This is a genomic window from Mucilaginibacter antarcticus, assembly GCF_042686155.1.
GTDB classification, from domain to species: Bacteria; Bacteroidota; Bacteroidia; order Sphingobacteriales; family Sphingobacteriaceae; genus Mucilaginibacter; species Mucilaginibacter antarcticus.
The window spans coordinates 1-19,467 of record NZ_JBHUON010000026.1 but is presented as its reverse complement, the minus strand read 5'-3'; the positions used below and the strand labels follow the sequence as shown (position 1 = coordinate 19,467).

18 protein-coding genes are annotated in these 19,467 nt (G+C 41.7%); 10 read left to right on the top strand and 8 right to left on the bottom strand.

Annotated features, from left to right (window positions below; translation table 11 throughout):
• Positions 1–330: 330 nt before the first annotated feature.
• From ACFSYC_RS17140 to ACFSYC_RS17130, 3 genes are all read left to right on the top strand, one after another.
• Positions 331–876 carry a peroxiredoxin gene (locus tag ACFSYC_RS17140; protein ID WP_377130047.1) on the top strand — a complete coding sequence of 182 codons (546 nt, stop codon included), beginning with the start codon at positions 331–333 and terminating at the stop codon, positions 874–876.
• Between the two features lie 63 nt (positions 877–939).
• Complete coding sequence (locus ACFSYC_RS17135; RefSeq protein WP_377130045.1) at positions 940–1,524, top strand: carboxymuconolactone decarboxylase family protein; 585 nt, start codon at positions 940–942, stop codon at positions 1,522–1,524.
• A 124-nt stretch (positions 1,525–1,648) separates the two neighbouring features.
• A complete protein-coding gene (locus ACFSYC_RS17130) occupies positions 1,649–2,113 on the top strand; it encodes a response regulator (RefSeq protein ID WP_377130043.1) in 465 nt (154 codons plus the stop codon).
• On the opposite strand, the gene ACFSYC_RS17125 is transcribed toward ACFSYC_RS17130, so the two are convergent.
• From ACFSYC_RS17125 to ACFSYC_RS17105, 5 genes are all read right to left on the bottom strand, one after another.
• Positions 2,110–2,529, bottom strand: coding sequence for a response regulator (locus tag ACFSYC_RS17125; RefSeq protein ID WP_377130041.1), 420 nt, complete (start codon positions 2,527–2,529; stop codon positions 2,110–2,112). The genes ACFSYC_RS17130 and ACFSYC_RS17125 overlap by 4 nt on opposite strands.
• A 9-nt stretch (positions 2,530–2,538) precedes the next feature.
• Positions 2,539–3,624 (bottom strand): hybrid sensor histidine kinase/response regulator, encoded by a 1,086-nt coding sequence (locus ACFSYC_RS17120; protein ID WP_377130039.1) that lies wholly within the window; start codon positions 3,622–3,624, stop codon positions 2,539–2,541.
• A gap of 68 nt (positions 3,625–3,692) precedes the next feature.
• On the bottom strand, positions 3,693–5,828 hold the full coding sequence (locus ACFSYC_RS17115) for a sensor histidine kinase (RefSeq protein WP_377130038.1): 2,136 nt from the start codon (positions 5,826–5,828) through the stop codon (positions 3,693–3,695).
• A 7-nt stretch (positions 5,829–5,835) separates the two neighbouring features.
• Positions 5,836–6,600 (bottom strand): methyltransferase domain-containing protein, encoded by a 765-nt coding sequence (locus ACFSYC_RS17110; RefSeq protein ID WP_377130037.1) that lies wholly within the window; start codon positions 6,598–6,600, stop codon positions 5,836–5,838.
• 21 nt (positions 6,601–6,621) lie between these two features.
• A complete protein-coding gene (locus ACFSYC_RS17105) occupies positions 6,622–7,431 on the bottom strand; it encodes a hypothetical protein (RefSeq protein ID WP_377130035.1) in 810 nt (269 codons plus the stop codon).
• Between the two features lie 382 nt (positions 7,432–7,813).
• On the opposite strand from ACFSYC_RS17105, the gene ACFSYC_RS17100 reads away from it, so the two are divergent.
• The 5 genes from ACFSYC_RS17100 (at position 7,814) to ACFSYC_RS17080 (ending at position 10,995) form a co-directional block, all read left to right on the top strand.
• Positions 7,814–8,917 (top strand): hypothetical protein, encoded by a 1,104-nt coding sequence (locus ACFSYC_RS17100; protein ID WP_377130033.1) that lies wholly within the window; start codon positions 7,814–7,816, stop codon positions 8,915–8,917.
• 3 nt (positions 8,918–8,920) lie between these two features.
• Positions 8,921–9,499 carry a Crp/Fnr family transcriptional regulator gene (locus tag ACFSYC_RS17095; protein ID WP_377130032.1) on the top strand — a complete coding sequence of 193 codons (579 nt, stop codon included), beginning with the start codon at positions 8,921–8,923 and terminating at the stop codon, positions 9,497–9,499.
• Between the two features lie 122 nt (positions 9,500–9,621).
• Positions 9,622–10,071 (top strand): carboxymuconolactone decarboxylase family protein, encoded by a 450-nt coding sequence (locus tag ACFSYC_RS17090; RefSeq protein WP_377130030.1) that lies wholly within the window; start codon positions 9,622–9,624, stop codon positions 10,069–10,071.
• A 171-nt stretch (positions 10,072–10,242) separates the two neighbouring features.
• Complete coding sequence (locus tag ACFSYC_RS17085; protein WP_377130028.1) at positions 10,243–10,458, top strand: hypothetical protein; 216 nt, start codon at positions 10,243–10,245, stop codon at positions 10,456–10,458.
• A gap of 171 nt (positions 10,459–10,629) precedes the next feature.
• A complete protein-coding gene (locus ACFSYC_RS17080; RefSeq protein ID WP_377130026.1) occupies positions 10,630–10,995 on the top strand; it encodes a response regulator in 366 nt (121 codons plus the stop codon).
• Positions 10,996–11,076: 81 nt separating this feature from the next.
• On the opposite strand, the gene ACFSYC_RS17075 is transcribed toward ACFSYC_RS17080, so the two are convergent.
• Positions 11,077–14,016, bottom strand: a complete 2,940-nt coding sequence (locus ACFSYC_RS17075) for an outer membrane beta-barrel protein (RefSeq protein ID WP_377130024.1) — start codon at positions 14,014–14,016, stop codon at positions 11,077–11,079.
• A gap of 292 nt (positions 14,017–14,308) precedes the next feature.
• Between ACFSYC_RS17075 and ACFSYC_RS17070 the strand changes: the two genes are divergently transcribed.
• Positions 14,309–15,025, top strand: a complete 717-nt coding sequence (locus ACFSYC_RS17070; RefSeq protein ID WP_377130022.1) for a pyridoxine 5'-phosphate synthase — start codon at positions 14,309–14,311, stop codon at positions 15,023–15,025.
• A gap of 63 nt (positions 15,026–15,088) precedes the next feature.
• On the opposite strand, the gene ACFSYC_RS17065 is transcribed toward ACFSYC_RS17070, so the two are convergent.
• Positions 15,089–15,547 (bottom strand): Lrp/AsnC family transcriptional regulator, encoded by a 459-nt coding sequence (locus ACFSYC_RS17065; RefSeq protein ID WP_377130020.1) that lies wholly within the window; start codon positions 15,545–15,547, stop codon positions 15,089–15,091.
• A 162-nt stretch (positions 15,548–15,709) separates the two neighbouring features.
• Here ACFSYC_RS17065 and gcvP point away from each other — a divergent pair, with 162 nt between their 5' ends.
• Positions 15,710–18,619: an aminomethyl-transferring glycine dehydrogenase gene (gene gcvP, locus ACFSYC_RS17060; RefSeq protein WP_377130018.1), complete on the top strand. Its 2,910-nt coding sequence runs from the start codon at positions 15,710–15,712 to the stop codon at positions 18,617–18,619.
• 143 nt (positions 18,620–18,762) lie between these two features.
• Here gcvP and bamE read toward each other — a convergent pair whose 3' ends face one another.
• Positions 18,763–18,972, bottom strand: coding sequence for an outer membrane protein assembly factor BamE domain-containing protein (bamE, locus tag ACFSYC_RS17055; RefSeq protein ID WP_377130016.1), 210 nt, complete (start codon positions 18,970–18,972; stop codon positions 18,763–18,765).
• Between the last annotated feature and the right edge of the window lie 495 nt (positions 18,973–19,467).

Below are 19,467 nucleotides of genomic sequence, written 5' to 3'. Positions count from 1 at the left end.
AAACAAATTTTTACGGGTTTATTGGTTGTATAATGAGGGGCAAAACGCTATCTGATTAACCGGAGTGCCGAATCAATCACACAATATCTGAATTTACGGCCTTAACATCAAATTTAGTTTAAGCTTATATTCAATTGTGTCGCCGAAATGAAACATTTATGTAAAGGAACTATATTATTAATTGCATAGCGCTCAGAATGGGCGTATCTACAAAAACTATCTAACTTGTGCATTATATAGAAATAAACTATACCGTATTTAAAATTGAGATATCTATGGAGTGTTAAATACTATATCTTTGTGCCATAAATTAAAAACCACTACTGAGATATGATAACCATAGGACAACAATTCCCCAAATTTGAAAAAACAGCTGTAGTAAGCTTAGAAAAAGGTAAAGAGTTTGAAACCATTTCGTCTGACTTTTTGGTTAATGACGACAATGTTTGGACAGTGATGTTTTGGTGGCCAAAAGATTTTACTTTTGTTTGCCCTACAGAGATTGCTGAGTTTAACAAAAACTATGGCGAGTTCCGTGATCGTGAAACTCGTTTGATCGGTGCTTCTACAGATTCTGAATTTGTACATGCTGCCTGGAGAACGCACCATGATGACCTGCGCGACCTGAAATTCCCGATGTTGGCTGATACTTCAAAATCATTAGCAGAAGAGTTGGGTATTTTGGAACCAAACGAAAAGATTGCTTACCGTGCCACTTTTATCATCGATCCTACAGGTATTGTACGTTGGGTATGTGTTAACGATTTAAGCGTTGGCCGCAACGTTAAAGAAGTTTTACGTGTATTAGACGGTTTACAAACTGACGAACTTTGCCCTTGCAACTGGGAAAAGGGTCAGGAAACATTAACTGTTTAATTTTATACAAAAATCCCCGTTTTAAACGGGGATTTTTTATTTAACATAAATACTCCATCTATTATGAGCGAAAGCACAGAAACAGTAAACGAATTATTGCAAAGCCTTGGCTTAGCTACAGATTACCGCACCGCCAGCTTAACTTTGCTTGAACAAGGCGACTCGCGTTACTTGCGCGATCTGAAATTAAATTTTACAAGCACACTTACGTCAGAACAATTAAGCACTAAAGAGTGCGCTTTATTGGGCCTTAGTGTGGCGATTAACAACAATAACCTGCCGCTTACCAACTACTTTACAAAGTATGCTGCAGAACAAGGCGCTACCGAAGCGGATATTGCCGAAGCTGCCGCTTGCGCGTCGCTACTAGCATCGAACAATATATTTTACCGCTTTAGGCACTTTACCCAAAAAGAGAAGTATACCCAGATACCTGCACGCATACGCATGCAGATTATGATGAAACCTGTTACCGGTAAAGAATTTTTTGAATTGATGAGCCTTACTATATCTGCAGTTAACGGCTGCGAAATGTGCGTAAATGCCCACGAAGATTCATTAATTAAGCTAGGTACGACCGAGGAGCGCATATTTGACGCTATTCGGATTGCATCGTTGGTTACAGCTACAGGCAAAATAATATTCTAAGAGGTTGTATATTTTTTGAATATTTATAACGAAATTGTAATAAGTACGCGCATTGCTTGTCTAAACAACTTTGGCAATGCGCTTTTACCTATATTTGAACGTTACATAGATATCACCCACCCCCATGGCAGATAAAAAAATAACTATACTTTATGTTGACGACGAAGAGAATAATTTATTCTCTTTCAAAGCTGCTTTCCGTATAAAATACCAGGTTTACACGGCTATCAGCGGCGATGAAGCGCTAAAAATACTTGCCGAAAAAGCTGTACATATTATTGTAACAGACCAGCGTATGCCTGGAATGACCGGGGTTGAGTTTTTAGAAAAGGTTATTCTCGCATTCCCCGATCCTATAAGGCTGTTACTTACTGGTTATGCTGATATGGCTGCTGTCGTAGACGCTATTAACAAAGGCAAAATTTTTCACTACCTCACCAAACCCTGGAACGAAGAAGAGCTGGACATCACGATAAACCGTGCTTACGAGGCTTATTTAGAGAAACTAAAACTTAAAGAAGAAAACGAAAAGCTGGAAACTTCAAATGATCAGCTGGAGTTTTTATTGAGACAAAAGCTGCTGTCTTAATTAACGGTTAGGTTAAAGGTAGTTGCTATACGGTTTATCAAAACTCGGATGTCGTCTGCCATTAAAGGTTTTGTTATTTTCTCTCTAACATCCTGGTAAGAGCTGATGCGGTTTATATCTGACATTTCGATAGTTGAAGTTAGCGCTACTATGTAGTACTTATCTTTTATGGCCTGATCAAGTTTTTCAAACTCCTCTACAAACTCAAAGCCATTCATTAAAGGCATATAAATGTCAAGAAATATCAGGATTACCTTGATGGAGGTATCCATATCATTTGCTATAATATAATTCAACGCCTGCTGGGCATCTAAAAAGCTATTAACTTTAAAGGCGCTGTTGGCATTAGTGATCATTTTTCTCGCAATGAAATGATCAAGCTCGGTATCATCAATAATTATAAATGACAACTCCATGCAAAGGCGCTATTTTGTAGGTATGGTTACTTTAAAAGTAGTGCCTTTATTTAAAATCGAGTTTACCTCAATTTGTCCATTTAGCTTAAGCAAGGCGCTTTTTACGTTGTAAAGCCCAAACCCTGAGCCTGATTCTTGTGAACTTGCCCTGTAAAATAGGTTAAATATCTCGCCCAGGTGATTGCCTAAAATTCCAATCCCGGTGTCAGATACCGTGATTGTAGCCACACCTTTGTGCACCTCAATGTTCAATGCAACCTGTTTAGCATCCGTGTTTTTACTTTGGTATTTAAAGGCGTTTGATAGCAGGTTATTTAACACCAGTTTAAGTGGCACGGTATCACTTCTAAAAGGTTCGCGCTGGTTTATGTCAATCTTAAAGTCAATGTTGGCTGTGTTTGCAAAAACTTTGTAAATGTCTTTAAACTCATCTATTATCTTTTTAAACTCTATTTCGCCTATATGAAGTTCACCACGCTGCAGGCTATAGTAGTCATGCATGCTTAAAATATAAGTATCCAGCTTTTTCAGTGATTTCTCCATTAAAAAAAGCATCTCCTTCATTTCGGTAATATCATGCATGTCGCGGGCAACGTTTATGGCGCCCAATATGCCGGATAGAGGTCCACGAATATCGTGGCTAACACTGTAAGCAAACTTATCAAGCTCGCTGTAGGCGCGTTGCAGTTCATCGTTTTTGATGGAAAGCATTGAATTCGCCTGGTAAAACTTGTTAGCTTCCTCAATAGCCGAAACCAGTTCGGCTTCTATCCATGGTTTTTTAACAAACCTGAAAATGTTACCGCGGTTAATAGCGTCGATAACCGAATCAATATCTGTATAAGCCGTTAGCAAAATGCGCATCGGCAATGGGTGGGTACTGCGTATATCTTCAAAAAACTCTACACCGGTTTTTAACGGCATGCGCTGATCGCAAAATATTACTCTTATGTCAGGGTGCTTTTCAAGATGCTCCATAGCGCCGGGGATATTCACCGCGGTGAATATCTGGTAATCAAGCCTTAAAGTAGCTTTAAAGCCGACGAGGTTATCCATCTCGTCATCGATATATAAAATTTTAATTTTCTCTGCCATGGTTAAATAGTTTATGTGCAGTTAACATAATTAAGGTTATTGTTTTGATTGCTTACTTTATACGTTATTTAGGCCGCTTTTGTGTCAAATATTACCGGTATTTTTAAAATAAACTCCGTGCCTTTACCCAGCTCTGAGTTTACCAGTATGTGTCCGTTGTGCTTTTTAATAGTGTTATAAGTGATACTCATACCCAAGCCGGTACCTTCGCCCACTTCTTTGGTGGTAAAAAACGGCTCAAATACTTTTTTCAAAGCTGTATCGCTCATGCCGGTACCGTTATCGGCAATTTTTATTACTACGTAGGTATCTTCAATGCCGGTTGTAATTTTTATTTCACCACCGTGCTCATTACCAAATTGTTTATCTACCGCATAAATAGCGTTTGACAGGATGTTAAGAAAAACCTGGTTAAGCTTGCCCGCATAGCACTCTACCAAAGGTAAACCGCCATACTCGGTTATCACTTTAACTTTGCCGTTTAACAGGTTGTTGGCTATTATCAATGTCGATTCTATACCCTCGTTGATGTCTGTCTTTTTCAGATCGTCTTCATCAAGCCTGGAAAATATTTTAAGGCCCTTAACAATTTCGGCAGTACGCGAGGCCCCTTCGTGAATACCCTTTATCAGGTGTTTGATTTCCATCACCAGGTATTCAAAATCTATTTCTTCTTTGTATTCCTCTATCTGCTTTTGTTTTTCGTCGGCACTGATATCTGATTGGCTCACGTTTTCTATCATGGTCATGGCATCCAAAATCATCTCTACGTCGCGCTTTAGGGGGTTAACGTTTGATGTTACAAAGTTGATAGGATTATTAATCTCGTGTGCTATACCGGCGGTAAGCTGACCAAGCGATGCCATTTTTTCCGACTCCACCAATTGCGACTGCGCTTGTTTTAGATCGTCTAATGATTCATTCAACTCGTGAGTACGTTCGTTCACTTTTAACTCTAGCATCACGTTTTGCTCGCGTATTATACGCTCGTTCTCTTCGGCGATGGCCAGGGCTTGGGCTTGCGATTCTTCCTTCTCGCGTTTCAGGATATTTATCCTATCGGCCAAACCGAAGGATAGTAATGCCATTTCAACTATCGATGCTATTTGCATTGAGTAGCTGGTGAACATATTGTAAGGCAGCACCCCGTTATCTTTTAAAGTAAAGATGACCGCGCCGATGAGCAGGCTACACCATGATAAAAAGACAAACCTTGCGGGCCTGTACCCATTGCGCATGACGATTGCCGATACAATGATCAGGCTAAACGCGAACAGCGTTGTCGCCAACTGCATTAGTTGGAAACCGGCCTGAAGTTTTCCGATCAGCGTTAAGCCCAGCGCTACTGATAGCAGGACAATAACGCCTGTGAGTACCTTGTCAAACCGGCGTGCGCGTTGTGGGGTATCTAAAAATATCTTTGTAAATAGTAATGCTGCTATAGCCCCTAAACAGGCGAAAATAACAACGCTTTTGAGCTCAAAGCCCGGCGAATTACCCCATAGATATTGAAAAGTAAAACCTTTAATGCCTATTTGGGTAAGCCCTACCGAGCCTACATAAATCACATAGTACAAATAGCTCTTGTCTCTTACAGAAAAGTAGATGAACAAGTTGTACAAAAACATGATGATAATGGCTCCGATAAACAGGCCCGAAAGCACATTTTCATAGTTCAGGGATTGCCATAAGTCGGTTGGCGCATTAACTGATATAGGTACTATCAGTTGCTCAGTGCTTTTTACACGCAGGTAATAGGTTTTACTACTATCCGTAGCTATGTTCAGATCAAAGATATAGTCAGGGTGGTCGTATTTCCGTTCTTTAAACGGTTTTATCTCGCCCATTAATGTGGTTTGAAAGCCGCCGCTGGCATCAGGGCTGTAAAGCTCCACCTCGTCTAATATTGGGTAAGCTACATCCAGCAAAAGTTTAGGGCCTTGCGTTTTGTTGGTAACGGTAAAACGCAGCCAGGTGCTAACAGCAGTAAGCCCCAGGTTAGGCACATCTTTATCATATTTTTTAAAGGCTGCAGATTTGAGCGCCTCATTAAATGAGATCTCCTTATCAGCCTGTAAAACGTAAATTTCTTTACCAATCAGCAGCTTGCCGTCATTAGCGCCAATAACAGCATCGGCCTTAACCTTAGCGGCTGATAAGATGAAAAGCGTAAAGAAGAATAGTTTGTAAAAATGCCTAACCATTTTCTAATTATTTAACACATGAAGCTACTACTAAATTAATTGAGCATGCAAAGTAGCCATTTTCATCAGCCTGTTGCAGCGCAGCTATAAATTGCGCCTGTTCCTGCTTGGTAATGTAGCCGTTCTCCGCTGCCTCCTGCACCATCTTTTCAACCCATAAATATTGATTGGCATCCTCTAAAGTGTTCAATATAAACGGATGTATATTTAGTTTAATATCCGTGAATTTGCTTTGCGTTAAATAGGCCGTTAACTTACGGGCCGCAAAGCCATTGTTTATTTTGGCATCGGTAAGGTACGCATTAACCTTTTGCTGCACATCCACAAATTCGGTATAAAAAGTAAGGCTATGCCAGTCGGTTTCAATAATAACAAAGGGGCTGCCCGGCTTTAATATGCGATAGATATCGTCTGATACCTTTTGCGGCTCTTTAAGATGTTGTATCACCCGCTCGGTGCGCAGGCCGGCAATACTTTCGTTCTCAAATGGTAAGGGATAGGCTTCAGACAGCACAAACTCAACATTGTCCAGCTCTTTAGCGTCTTCTTTGCCCTGGTTTACCATCACCGGGTCATGATCTACGCCGATAACCCTGGCGCCGCTGCCAATTATTTTTGCCAGCTCAATAACGTCCTTACCCGCTCCGCAGCCAAGGTCTATAATAGTGCCGGTGTTTATCTTTTCAAAATAGTTGTATGATGCCTCTTTAAGGCTTACCAATAAGCGCCTTGAGTTTTGCAGGTAATTAATGTCGTAATGTTTGTCTGCCATGGTGCAGTTAAATTATATAGGTTATAAAAAGTTAAGATCGCGTTCGTTAAAATCTGTTTCCAGGAAATCCTGGTTAGCGGCAGCTATAAAAGTAGATAGGTCCCACTTATCCATATCCGGGATGGTTAAGTTGAAGTGTATGGTTATTTTACGATGTTTAAGTTCGTCAATTTTTAATGTATCCGGGTAGCTGCGCATAGCCATTACTGCAGTACGGTCATCATGCGTGGCCAGGCTTAGCGTGGCCAGATCATCTAATACCATGGCGGTAGCAATAAGGTCAAGCTTTGGATAATAAAATGTGCCTTTATTGCCTATGTTATCAATTAACACCATGCCACAGTTAACTACAGGCTGTACGGTATAAGGGGCGCATAGCGCAAACAATGTTTGCATACCTACCTGCGATGCAATGGCTATACCCGACCGTATAAGCAAGGGCGTGCCAATGCCATAGCCGGCCAACTCTGCAGAGTTCCACAGGCCGCAAACCTCGCCGGTACCGCGATGCCCATATTCCCAAACTAATTTATGTATTGATGAGTCTAATAAACTTACCGCTTGTTCAATAGGTAATGGCTCAGTACCCCCGGATACGTGTACCCGGGCGCCGCCAAACACTTGTTTGCCGTCCATTGATTCAACAACAATGACAAATACTGCCGGGTTAGTTGTCCAGCCATTTTTTGATGAGGTAACTTTTTTAACTCCAATGCTTGATAGCACATTGCGGTGTCCTTCCACAAATAAAGCACAGGTATCAGGTTCGTTTATGGCTCTAAATGCTCTAAGCCTTACCTCGGGTCCCTCTTTATTTATGCTACCATCCATTTGTGGTGTTGTTTTACAAAGTACATCAATAGTCTTAATTAAATTAGGGGTATGCCTTAAAACGGCAAATCAATTCACTATGTTTCAGCTAACAACATTATTAAAACTACAACCGACCAGAAAGTTGTTTTTAGCAGTGTTGCTTATAAGTTTAATCACAGCAAATCAACAACTAATTTAAGTAATAAAAAAACACAATAGCAAAACTTTAAGCAGGTAAAATGGGTATGATTTATATTGGTTTTTTGGACGCGTATTTTAACCATTAATTAACAAGGTCGGCCCAATCATCGCTTTTTAGAAAATTATTAAATTTTATTTTAAGGTACTGTTATACAGTTGGCTGGATAATTGTCGTTAATACCTACTATTGTTAATAGATATGAGAAAAAACTACCCCGGATATTTAAAATTAACTACCCTGTTTTTATTATTTCTCTTTGCCGCATCATGTAAAAAGGATACGCAAAGCAGCCCAACGCCTAACCCTGTTGCCGAAGTAAAGAATTTTGCCGTACTGGGCATGTACCAGCAAGCTACAAATGGTTTCAAGCGTCTATACATGGCCGTACCCAAAATAGGGGATGTTACCACCGTCAACTACGGGTTGGTTTTTGATACCGGCTCAACCGGTTTAACTATTGATGCTAATGGTATTTTACCGGCATCAATGATCACCGCAAATGGATTTCAATTTAGTGGCGACTCGATAAACGTAAGTGGTATTACTATCACGTCGCAGCAAGCTATTATTAGCTATGGGGGCGTTGACGGCTCAATTGACGAGTATGGCAACCTGGCTTACGCAAAAGTTACTATTGGTGATGGCCGCGGTAACGTAACCACGCCACGCATCCCAATATTTTTATATTATAAAATAATTGATAACACCGGTAAGCAACTACCTGCCCATTCTGCCGATGTGTTTGGCGTAGGCCCGGGTGTTAGCTACACCAGCCGCAATATTGGCAGCCCGTTAAGCTATTTTCAATTAGGCGCTAATGTTACCAATGGGTTCAGGCTGGCCAAGCTAAACGCTAATAATTTTTTAAGCAATGCTACTTTTACCGATAACCTGTTATACATAGGCTTAACACCTGCCGACCGAAATGGGTCTGGTTTTATTATGCACCCGCTAAATTACAATGCAATTAGTGGGTACTCAGCAAACATAACTTCGACAGTAACTTATGGTGGCAACACGGTGGCAGCAAGTATATTGTTTGATACAGGCTCGCCGGCTATAACGCTGATACAAAATCAAAACGCACCCAGTAATTCGGTTGCATTAGATGCCGGTACCACGGTGGGGCTTACAACATCATCGGGCTTTAAATATCAATACACTGTTGACGCTAACAACTTAACAACGGTGCAAAAGCCATCGTTTTCGCGCGACAGCCGCACAATTTATACCATTAACTTTTTTATTGAAAATCAATTTTTGCTAGATTACACCAATCATCAAATAGGTTTAAAAAATTAGGTAATGTATATTTCGCAGCTTGAGCATATCCGCAGGTATGTAGGCATCAGTGAAGAAGAAGCGCTCATAATAACCGGGAAGCTCAAAACCAAGAGTATAAAAAAGAAAGACCTTTTATTAACGCCCGGCAAAGTTTGCCGGGCTAACTATTTTGTAAGCACCGGTTTGCTACGCTTATATTTTATTAATAGAAAGGATTTGGAACAGATAACCCATTTTGGCTTGGAGGGCTGGTGGCTTAGCGATTACGATAGCCTTGATACACAAAAACCCTCGCGCTTTTATTTACAGGCGCTCGAGGATACCGAGGTGGTAATATGGGATATTGAAACTCAGGCCCAGCTAGCCAAAGAGATACCTCAATTAGAAACCTATTTCAGGATAATACTTCAACGTGCTTATGCAGCGTCGCAACGGCGGATTGAATTTTTACATAACAATACTGACGAAGAACGCTATCGAAACTTTAATGCCTTATTTCCGGCTTTTGTGCAGCGCGTGCCACAATATATGCTGGCCTCGTACCTGGGCTTTACGCCGCAGTTTCTAAGTAAAATTAGGGGGAAGAAAGTTAAAGATTAGCTTTCGACAGACCACGTTTGGCGCGGCCTGTTAAACGACGGTAATGTCACTTCATTTCTTAATCTTGATTAACTTTTAAAATGCCTTTTATGCTCAACTTTGTCGTATAAAATAATACAGACATGAGTAACAGAATAAAATTATTGCAAGCCCACCCAGATGCGTACAAAGCGGTAATGGGTTTAGAAAACTATGTAGTTAATAGTGGATTAAACAAAACACATTTAGAATTAATTAAGATCCGTGCGTCGCAAATAAATGGTTGTGCCTATTGTTTAGATATGCACACCCGCGACGCTTTGAAACATGGCGAATCCCAGCAGCGGATCTTTGTATTAAACGCCTGGCGGGATACCTCATTTTTTACATCCGAAGAGCAGGCGGTTTTAGCCCTAACGGAAGAAATTACCCAGATAAGCCACGCTGGTGTGTCTGACAAAACTTATGAGCAGGCGGCAAGCGTTTTAGGTGATGATTACCTGGCGAAAGTTATTATGGCCATAACTGTTATTAACGTTTGGAACCGTATTAGCGTAAGTACTCGCTTGGAGCCTGCAAAAGCTATCGCGTAAATTTTACAAATAGTAAGCTTTTGCAAACGCCTGGGCTTGCTATTTTTCATTATTTAAGCCTTGCAAGGGCTTATGTATAAATTTATCTTGTTAGTGGTCTTTGCGGTGATACTGGCCTTTGCTGCAAAAGCACAAAATAACAACAAAATTATGCGATAAATTACCATTATAGTGGCGACTATCATCATACATGCCAACGGCACCGTTCACAATGCCGAAGAGGATATAAAGCAAAAAATGCCTGCTTTACGAGCGAAGCTGGAACAGGACTGGGACTATTTGAAGAAGAACAATTATGCCGCTATCGTGACGATGGACAATTATAAAGGCAAGCAATGGGAAACAATAGCCACATTCGATGGCTTTAAAATAACTGGGAAGGCTTGACGCTTTTTACTAAAGGGGCGCTCCTTATCACGGATGCTAATCGAAGTAACAGGCAGGCATCTATACTAGTTTATATTCAATTTTAGCTGATATGGTTTTTTTTATATCTTAGCCAAACAAAATAATATGGTTTTGGTTATCTATTGCTAACCAACTGCTTTTACACCGACAATGGACGATACTAAACGTAAGATCATCATATTTGATGATGATGAGGATATTTTATCTATCTGTAATTATATTTTAGAAGAAAAGGGCTGGGACGTTTACACATTTACCGATTGCAACGATATTATTGAAAGAGTGTCTGGCATACAGCCTGAGGTTATTTTAATGGATAACTGGATACCCGACGCAGGTGGGATTATAGCTACCCAAACCCTAAAAAAATCAACCGAATTAAAGTCTATCCCGGTAATTTACTTTTCGGCAAACAGTGATATTCAATTACTGGCCAGCCATGCTGGCGCGGAAACTTACCTTGCCAAACCATTTGACCTTGACGAATTAGAGCGCGTTATTGCAACTGTTGCTTAATTACAAATAGTAAAAGTTTTACAAAAGAAAACCCTCGCTTGTTATTAAGCGAGGGTTTTTCTTTTATACTTGATTTGGGCATTACATGCCACCAGGGCCGCCTAACCCACCGCCGCCACGCGGACGATCTCCACCGCCACCACCACGTTGACGATCGCCGCCACCTCTGGGGTCACCGCCACCTTCTTGAGTTGGCGATTTGCCGGCAAATTTTTGCAGGCGCAACGCAAACGTCAGCATAAAGTAGCGGCCCAATCTGTTTACGCTGGTTTGGGTAACGCTGGCGCCATCTGTTTGTACAGAGAAACCTGTGTTTTGGTTAAATACGTCAAATGCTGCTAAGCGGATAGTTGCTATGTTTTGTTTTAAAAATCTCCGTTCAATATAGCCGCTCAGGATGCTTGGATTAGTAACCGGGATGCTATACCCTGAGTTTATTTGTTTAGTATAATCGTAGCTAAATGTCCAGTCGCCAAAGTAATTTTTACCGGCTAAACCTAAGTTTAATGAACGTACGTTAACGTTTTGCCCTAAGGTGCTAATGCCTGTTAATGAGTTTTCGGTTTTGCTAATATTGTAATTAGCACTGGCCTGCGCGTCAATAATATCTTTTAAGTCTAACCTAAAGCGCATGCCCGGCGATAGGGTTAATGTTTTAGCAATGTTCTCGTAAATTGGCGTGCTGTTATTATCGGCATCAACAATGTCAACATAACCGGGGTACTTAGCATAGTTAACGTTGGCGTTAAATGATAGGGTATACTTACGTTCGTCCCATGGTTTTGAGAAAAAAGCTTGTAAACCACCTGCCATGTAGCCGTCAGCATTTTGATACCTGGTTAGGGTGGTATTAGTGAGGTCTCTAAGCGCCGGATTTGCCGTTAGCACCGCTGTGCTTAAATTACCGTATGACGTAGTGCGTGTAGCTATGTAGTTGTCAGTTTTGTTAAATGACGCATTAAGAAACAAGGTGTTGCCAGACTCTATCCCAAACGAATTATATCGTACAAAAAAGTTGTTGTTAAATGATTGCTCCAAGTTCTCATTACCCCTTACCGGATACGATGCATTAGAAAGATCTAATACAGGTTGTAATTGGGTAAATGATGGTTGCTGGCTGGTGCCGTTATAGTTAATGCTCAGTGATTGGTTTCTTGAAAAATTATACAAGAAACGAGCAGCCGGGATATAGTTGAATTGGTTTTTCTTGGTTGGTTGAAGCGCCAACGATGACCTGCCCTCTAATACCGATGGCTGCACCGCTAAACCTAAGGTGTAGTTGTAATTGGTTTCGATAACACGATAGTTTAACCCAAATTTGTTGGTGATAAAGCTAAAATTGAAATCATTACTTAGTTTGGGTATAAAGACAAATTCATTGCCCGCGGCTACACTATCTGTCTCTTTATTGTTGCTGGTTTTTGAGTAGTTGTAGGAGTAGCTAAGCTCTAGGTACGACACCTTGCCAATTGGTTCTAACCATGAAGCCGTTCCTCCAAATGTTTGGTTGCGGTTGTCGCTATTTATTCTTTGGTCGCGGGGTACGTTTGGCGCTCCAACAGTGGCGTCAATAATAGGGTTACTTGCTGACCTGGATTTAGATACACCACCGTTAACAAAGAAACTAAAGTTACGGCCCTGCTTTGCAAAACGGTGATTGTATAACGCGTTGATGCTAAAGTTGGGGGCAATAGAGTTGCTCCTGGTTGTAGTAGTGTAAGCACGGGTCAGGGTGGATCCGGTGCGGTAAAGTATATCATCAACAAAGTTGGCGTTGCTGGCAGCGTAGCTAAAGCTTGGCGATACCTTTAAATAATTAACGGTATCAGGCTTATACTCTAAATTAAAGTTGAACCTGTGGTTTTCAGGGTTGTCTGTGCCCGATGATTGCGAGGTATTGGTAGTGCCCTGGCCGCTATTGGTACGTAATGTGCTGCTTTGAGTAAAGGTAGAGTTGTTTGAAAAACTGTAGCTACCATAAACAGAGATAAACTGCCCCCATTGATCGCGATAGTTAGTACCTATAGCGCGGGCAATAGTAATACCGTCGCGGTTGCTTACGCCGGCGCCACCGCCGCCACCACCACCGCCCCCACGAGGGCCGCCACCACCACCGCCGCCGCGGTTACCACCGCCACCACCAAAATTAAAGGTGTTGGTGTTAGTGTTATTAATATTACCCAAAACAGTTATTTGCCTGTTGCCTTTAAAGTTGAAAAAGTTTACAGAACCGGTGTAACGTTCATTGTTTTCTATACCCGCATTCTCAGGCAGCAAATCTCGGCCTGCGCCGGCGGTTGCCTGTAAAGAGTATCCATAGTTTTTATCGTTACGGATAACAAAGTTTAATATCTTGTTGGGTTCGCCGGTGCGCACACCGGTAAGGTTAGCCTGGTCGCCGTAATCATCAATTATCTGTACGCTTTCTAATATATCAGCAGGCAGGTTCTTGGTGGCCGACTGCACATCGCCACCCATAAAATCTTTACCGTTTATACGGATCTTAGTAACCGATTTACCCTGAGTGGTAACGTTACCCGCCGCGTCAACCTCAACGCCTGGCATTTTCTTCAATACGTCCTCCACCGGCGCGTTCTCGCGTACAGGGTAGGCAGATATCTTGTAATCTATTGTATCTTCTTTAAACTTTATCGGGTTAACACCTACAATAGTCACCTCTTTAAGCGTTCTGCTCTCGCCTTTTAAAGTTATGGGCGGTATAACAAATGCCTTATTATCATCTGGCGAAAAACTGTAATTTTTAATCACGGCTTCGTAACCAAAAGACGAAATATATAGCTTGATCTTGGTACCCTTAATGTTGCTGAAATTAAACTTTCCGTCAACGTCGGTGGCAAGTGTGGTGCTGTCGCCAAGGTCGGTTTTAAGTTTCACGGTACTACCCGGTAGCGATTGCTTGGTAGAGTCGATAAGCTGACCGCTTACGCCACGACCGGTTTGCGCATAGCTATTGCCGGCAAGTAAAAAGATTAGAATTAGGGATGTAAGTATATATCTCATAAAGTTTATAGTTCGTTGATCTTGATAATATCTGTTATTAAAATCAATAGGTAACAAAGGTTCAATTTATATTACGTTTAATAATTATCCATAATATCATTGTTACACTATTGGTGCCATTTGGTTTATTAATAGTATGATTGTTACAATGCCTGCCTATTGTAACTGCAAATGTTACAAGCAGTTAATGCCTAAGCATGTTGTCAAAGCACATCAACCAAAGCACTGTTATTTTGTTTGATGAATTAGTAGTATAATAATGATATTTGCATACCAAAATAAAAAGATTTTAATGGCCAGATTATCAGTCAACATCAATAAAATAGCGACACTGCGCAACTCGCGCGGGGGTAACAATCCAAACCTGGTACAGCTAGCAAAAGACTGCGAACGTTTTGGTGCGCAAGGCATAACCGTACACCCACGACCGGACGAACGCCATATACGTTATCAGGATGTATATGATTTGAAAAAGATAGTTACCACCGAGTTTAATATTGAAGGTAACTGCCAGGAAGAAAAATTTGTTGAACTGGTGCTGGCCAACGAACCCGAACAAGTCACTTTAGTGCCTGATGCTTTAGGTCAGATCACCTCTAACCATGGCTGGGATACTGTCAAAAATCAGGACTACCTAAAAGAGATTATCCCGGTATTTCAGAAAGCAGGCATCAGGGTATCCATTTTTGTTGATCCGATAGTTGAGATGGTGGAAGCGGCTTCCACTACCGGCACGGACCGTATTGAGCTTTATACCGAAGCCTATGCGCAACAATACCTGCAAAACAAAGAAGCAGCCATAGCGCTATACACGGCGGCGGCACAGGTTGCCCAAAAGCTTGGCCTAGGCATTAACGCAGGTCATGATCTTGACCTGGATAACCTACAATATTTTGCAGAAAACGTCCCGGGGTTAGATGAGGTAAGCATTGGCCATGCCCTGATAACCGACGCGTTGTATTATGGGTTAGAGAATACTATCCAGATGTATTTAAGGCAGTTGAGATAGGCTACCCGCTCGTAGAGACGCAATGCTTTGCGTCTCCCACAAGCACGGTTCTGCCATACGTCATCAAATATTATACGCATACGTCTTCTTGATCTCTTTCAGCACAAATGCGCTATTCAATAAACCAATATTATTGATCTTTGATAACTTGTAGCGTATAAAATCATGATACTCATCTATGCTACTTACGTTTATCTTGAGCAAAAAATCTATCTGGCCGGCAATGTGGTAACACTCCTGCACCTCGTCCAGCTTTAATATCTCCTCTTCAAACTTGTCAATGTATTCTTCGTGATACCGCATAGATACCTGGCAGTAGCTGGTAAAGGGTTTATTGATCAGGGCTTTGTCTAATATGGCCACATAATCTTTTATGTATCCCGAATTTTCAAGTCGCTTAATGCGCTCATATACAGGGGATATGGTAAGGTTAAGTTTAGAGGCCAGCTCTTTGGTAGTAATCTTGGCGTTTCGCTGTAATTCGCGCAAAATGTTTTTATCAATTTCGTCTATGGTTTCCATTAGGATAATTTTTCTGATTACGTGAATTAATAACGGCCTTAACAAGATAATTTTTATAAAAATAGCATCTTTTGCAGAAAAATTTACCAATACAATCATCATAATAAAATAAAAAACCTTTTATACTTAACTTTGACGGGGATAATAATTTAAGCACTACGCATGAAATTAAACACACAGTACGAGGAGAAATTTGAAGGCAGGCACATAGCGCCAAGCCAGGCAGATACCGCAGCAATGCTTAAAGCTACAGGCGCAGCAACGCTTGATGAGCTGATAGATCAAACCGTACCGGCAAAAATCAGGTTAAAGAGCCCTTTAAACCTGCCTACTGCAAAAAGCGAGTATGCTTACCTGAAGAACCTTAAACAAACGGCACAAAAAAACAAAGTGTACCGCAGCTATATTGGCCAGGGGTATTATGATGTTATTGTACCGGGTGTTATCCAACGTAATATTCTTGAAAACCCGGGATGGTACACCCAGTATACCCCTTACCAGGCAGAGATTGCGCAGGGCCGTTTGCAGGCTTTGTTGAATTTTCAGACCATGGTGCTCGACCTTACCGGCATGCAAATTGCCAACGCGTCGTTATTAGACGAGGGCACTGCCGCGGCCGAAGCGATGTTTTTGCAATATACCCTGCGTAAAAACGATGCCGCCAAAACCTTCTTTGTATCAGAAGAATTATTTGCGCAAACTATAGATATTTTAAAAACCCGTGCAGAGCCTTATGGCATTACCCTGCAAATTGGTGACCACCATACGGTTGAACTAACCGATGATATGTTTGGCGCTATTATACAATACCCTGCCGGCAATGGCCAGGTTTACAACTACACTGATTTTGTAACTAAAGGCCATGAAAAGGGTATAAAAACCACCGTGATTGCCGATTTGATGAGTTTAGTACTGCTAACGCCTCCGGGCGAGTGGGGTGCTGATATTGTTGTGGGGACTACCCAGCGTTTTGGTGTACCAATGGGCTTTGGCGGCCCCCATGCTGCTTATTTTGCTACCAAAGAAGAATACAAACGCTCGATGCCTGGCCGTATTATTGGTGTAACTATTGATAGCGCCGGCAACTATGCTTTACGTATGGCGCTGCAAACCCGCGAGCAACACATCCGCAGGGATAAGGCAACTTCAAACATTTGTACCGCGCAGGCTTTATTGGCTATTATGGCTGGTATGTATGCCGTTTATCATGGCCCTAAAGGCTTGAAGCTGATTGCAGAGCGTGTGCATGGTTTAGCCATATTGTTGAGCCAAAGCCTTGAGGTTTTAGGTTACCAGCAATTAAACGATACCTATTTTGATACTGTAAAGTTTGACGTTGGCGAACTGGTTGATGCTATCCATTCGGAAGCTTTAAATAACGAGCTTAACTTAAACTACAAAGGATCGGAGATTACTATTTCTGTTGATGAAACAACATCACCAGAGGATATCAAAACCTTAGTACGTTTATTTGCCAAAGTAAAAGGCAAAACTGTTAATGATGTTGATTTTGATGGCCTGCAAAGGGGCTTAGAAACCGTTATCCCAACCGAGCTGAAACGTACATCTGCTTACTTAAGCCACGCTATATTTAACACGCATCATTCTGAACACGAAATGTTGCGTTATATTAAATCTTTAGAGACAAAAGATCTTTCGCTATGCCACTCTATGATCGCTTTAGGTTCATGTACTATGAAACTAAACGCTACTACAGAGATGGTACCGGTTACCTGGGCCGAGTTTAGCCGCATGCACCCTTTTGCACCAGTTGACCAGATAGGGGGTTACATGCAGTTATTTGACGAGCTGAACCGCTGGTTAAGCGAAATTACTGGGTTCGCATCTATGAGTTTCCAGCCAAACTCTGGCGCACAAGGCGAGTACGCCGGTTTGATGGTTATTCGCGCTTACCATATCGATCGAGGGGACTCGCACCGTAACGTGGTGTTAATTCCATCATCGGCACACGGTACTAACCCTGCGTCGGCAGCTATGGCAGGCATGAAGATTGTGATTGTTAAATGCGACGATAACGGTAACATTGACGTTGCTGATATGAAAACCAAAGCCGAAAAGCATAAAGACGACCTGTCTTGTTTGATGGTTACTTACCCGTCAACTCACGGTGTGTTCGAAGAGTCGATCATTGACATCTGCCAGATCATTCATAACAATGGCGGGCAGGTTTACATGGACGGTGCTAACATGAACGCCCAGGTTGGCTTAACCAGCCCGGCTACTATTGGTGCCGATGTTTGCCATTTAAACTTGCACAAAACCTTCTGTATCCCCCACGGTGGTGGTGGCCCTGGTATGGGCCCTATCGGTGTGGCTAAGCACTTAGTGCCTTACCTGCCCGGTCACCCGGTGGTTGATATTGACAATGGCAAAGCTATTCATGCGGTGTCTTCAGCGCCATGGGGTTCGGCATCAATCCTCATCATATCGCACGCATATATTGCTATGATGGGCGGCGAGGGTTTGACTAATGCTACCAGATACGCTATCCTGAACGCTAATTATATTAAATCGCGCCTAGAGAAGCATTACCCGGTATTATACAGCGGGTCACAAGGCCGTTGCGCGCACGAAATGATTTTAGATTGCCGCTCGTTTAAAGCAGCAGGTATCGAGGTGGTGGATATTGCTAAACGTTTAATGGATTACGGTTTCCATGCACCGACAGTGTCGTTCCCGGTTGCGGGCACGGTAATGGTTGAGCCAACCGAATCTGAGCCTAAGCACGAGTTGGACCGTTTTTGTGACGCCATGATCGCTATCCGTAAAGAGATTGCAGAAATAGAAGCCGGATCATTAGACAAAGTAAATAACCCACTTAAAAACGCTCCACACACCGCAGCAGTTATTACTGCCGATGAATGGGATCGTCCATACAGTCGCCAAAAAGCGGGCTTCCCGTTACCTTACGTGGCTGCCTATAAATTCTGGCCATCAGTAGGCCGCGTTAACGATACTTATGGTGATCGTACGCTGATCTGCTCATGCCCGCCACTAAGCGATTACGAGCTGGAAGAGAGCGAAGTAACCACGCCGGAATACGGAACGTGATAATTGATGTGCAGATGTGCAAATGAGAGATGTGCAGATAATTAAATTGTCCGCACCTTTTTTTGTTTGATTTTGCGCACTTCTCTAACTTTTTTAAAAAGCAGACTTCTGTTGCATTGGTGGCTTTTAGGGACTGATGCTTTTTATCCTTGAACTTTGCTTACTTTGACCACTTTATTGTTTTCAAATTGAATAATAAGTTTTTCACCATCGATGTCGAAGCCTGGTCTTAATCCAAAAAAACAGGACCACTCATCGCTGCCGTCAGGTCCATCGCTTTTACCCAAAAGTGTTTTAACCTGTTCTTTGGTCATGCCTTTTAACGCTTGGGTCTCAAGGATATTTTTGGCCATTTCATACCGCTTTCGGGCAGTTCGATCCATCGTTGTTTTTCGAAAACTCTATTAGGATAGTAACACATCCAAAATAACAAGGTATAAACGGCTGCTGCATATATTAGCGGGGTTATCAAAAAGGTTGATCCCCATGCAGCTATCAGATTTGTGCGTTTGTCTTTAATAAATTTATTGTAAAGCCATCGCCAAAATAAGTAGGTCGGCAAACTAAGTGCTGATATGATTAAGATATCCTCTAAATGTCGCATCCGGTTTAGGTTTCCTTTTTGACGATTTTTATCAATAAAAGTTACAAAGATTAAAAGATAGCAGCGAATTAAATAATATCAATTTTTTTAAGAATGAAACAAGTTTTTGATGATTTTGACGAATTCTAAAATGGCTTATTATGAATAGTGACTTGTCCTGAAATAGGTTTACACATTAAAGTGTAAACGATGAACAAAATTAAAGAAGAAAAGATCATTGAGGATCATTTAAGCGAAGGCATAA

Bases quoted from the DNA above. Each gene is read 5' to 3' on its own strand.
- ACFSYC_RS17125 (WP_377130041.1), bottom strand. From the start codon at position 2,529: ATGGAGTTGTCATTTATAATTATTGATGATACCGAGCTTGATCATTTC.
- ACFSYC_RS17115 (WP_377130038.1), bottom strand. From the start codon at position 5,828: ATGGTTAGGCATTTTTACAAACTATTCTTCTTTACGCTTTTCATCTTA.
- ACFSYC_RS17140 (WP_377130047.1), top strand. From the start codon at position 331: ATGATAACCATAGGACAACAATTCCCCAAATTTGAAAAAACAGCTGTA.
- ACFSYC_RS17095 (WP_377130032.1), top strand. From the start codon at position 8,921: ATGTATATTTCGCAGCTTGAGCATATCCGCAGGTATGTAGGCATCAGT.
- ACFSYC_RS17070 (WP_377130022.1), top strand. From the start codon at position 14,309: ATGGCCAGATTATCAGTCAACATCAATAAAATAGCGACACTGCGCAAC.
- ACFSYC_RS17130 (WP_377130043.1), top strand. From the start codon at position 1,649: ATGGCAGATAAAAAAATAACTATACTTTATGTTGACGACGAAGAGAAT.
- ACFSYC_RS17075 (WP_377130024.1), bottom strand. From the start codon at position 14,016: ATGAGATATATACTTACATCCCTAATTCTAATCTTTTTACTTGCCGGC.
- ACFSYC_RS17090 (WP_377130030.1), top strand. From the start codon at position 9,622: ATGAGTAACAGAATAAAATTATTGCAAGCCCACCCAGATGCGTACAAA.
- gcvP (WP_377130018.1), top strand. From the start codon at position 15,710: ATGAAATTAAACACACAGTACGAGGAGAAATTTGAAGGCAGGCACATA.
- ACFSYC_RS17100 (WP_377130033.1), top strand. From the start codon at position 7,814: ATGAGAAAAAACTACCCCGGATATTTAAAATTAACTACCCTGTTTTTA.
- ACFSYC_RS17080 (WP_377130026.1), top strand. From the start codon at position 10,630: ATGGACGATACTAAACGTAAGATCATCATATTTGATGATGATGAGGAT.
- ACFSYC_RS17135 (WP_377130045.1), top strand. From the start codon at position 940: ATGAGCGAAAGCACAGAAACAGTAAACGAATTATTGCAAAGCCTTGGC.
- bamE (WP_377130016.1), bottom strand. From the start codon at position 18,972: ATGGCCAAAAATATCCTTGAGACCCAAGCGTTAAAAGGCATGACCAAA.
- ACFSYC_RS17105 (WP_377130035.1), bottom strand. From the start codon at position 7,431: ATGGATGGTAGCATAAATAAAGAGGGACCCGAGGTAAGGCTTAGAGCA.
- ACFSYC_RS17110 (WP_377130037.1), bottom strand. From the start codon at position 6,600: ATGGCAGACAAACATTACGACATTAATTACCTGCAAAACTCAAGGCGC.
- ACFSYC_RS17065 (WP_377130020.1), bottom strand. From the start codon at position 15,547: ATGGAAACCATAGACGAAATTGATAAAAACATTTTGCGCGAATTACAG.
- ACFSYC_RS17120 (WP_377130039.1), bottom strand. From the start codon at position 3,624: ATGGCAGAGAAAATTAAAATTTTATATATCGATGACGAGATGGATAAC.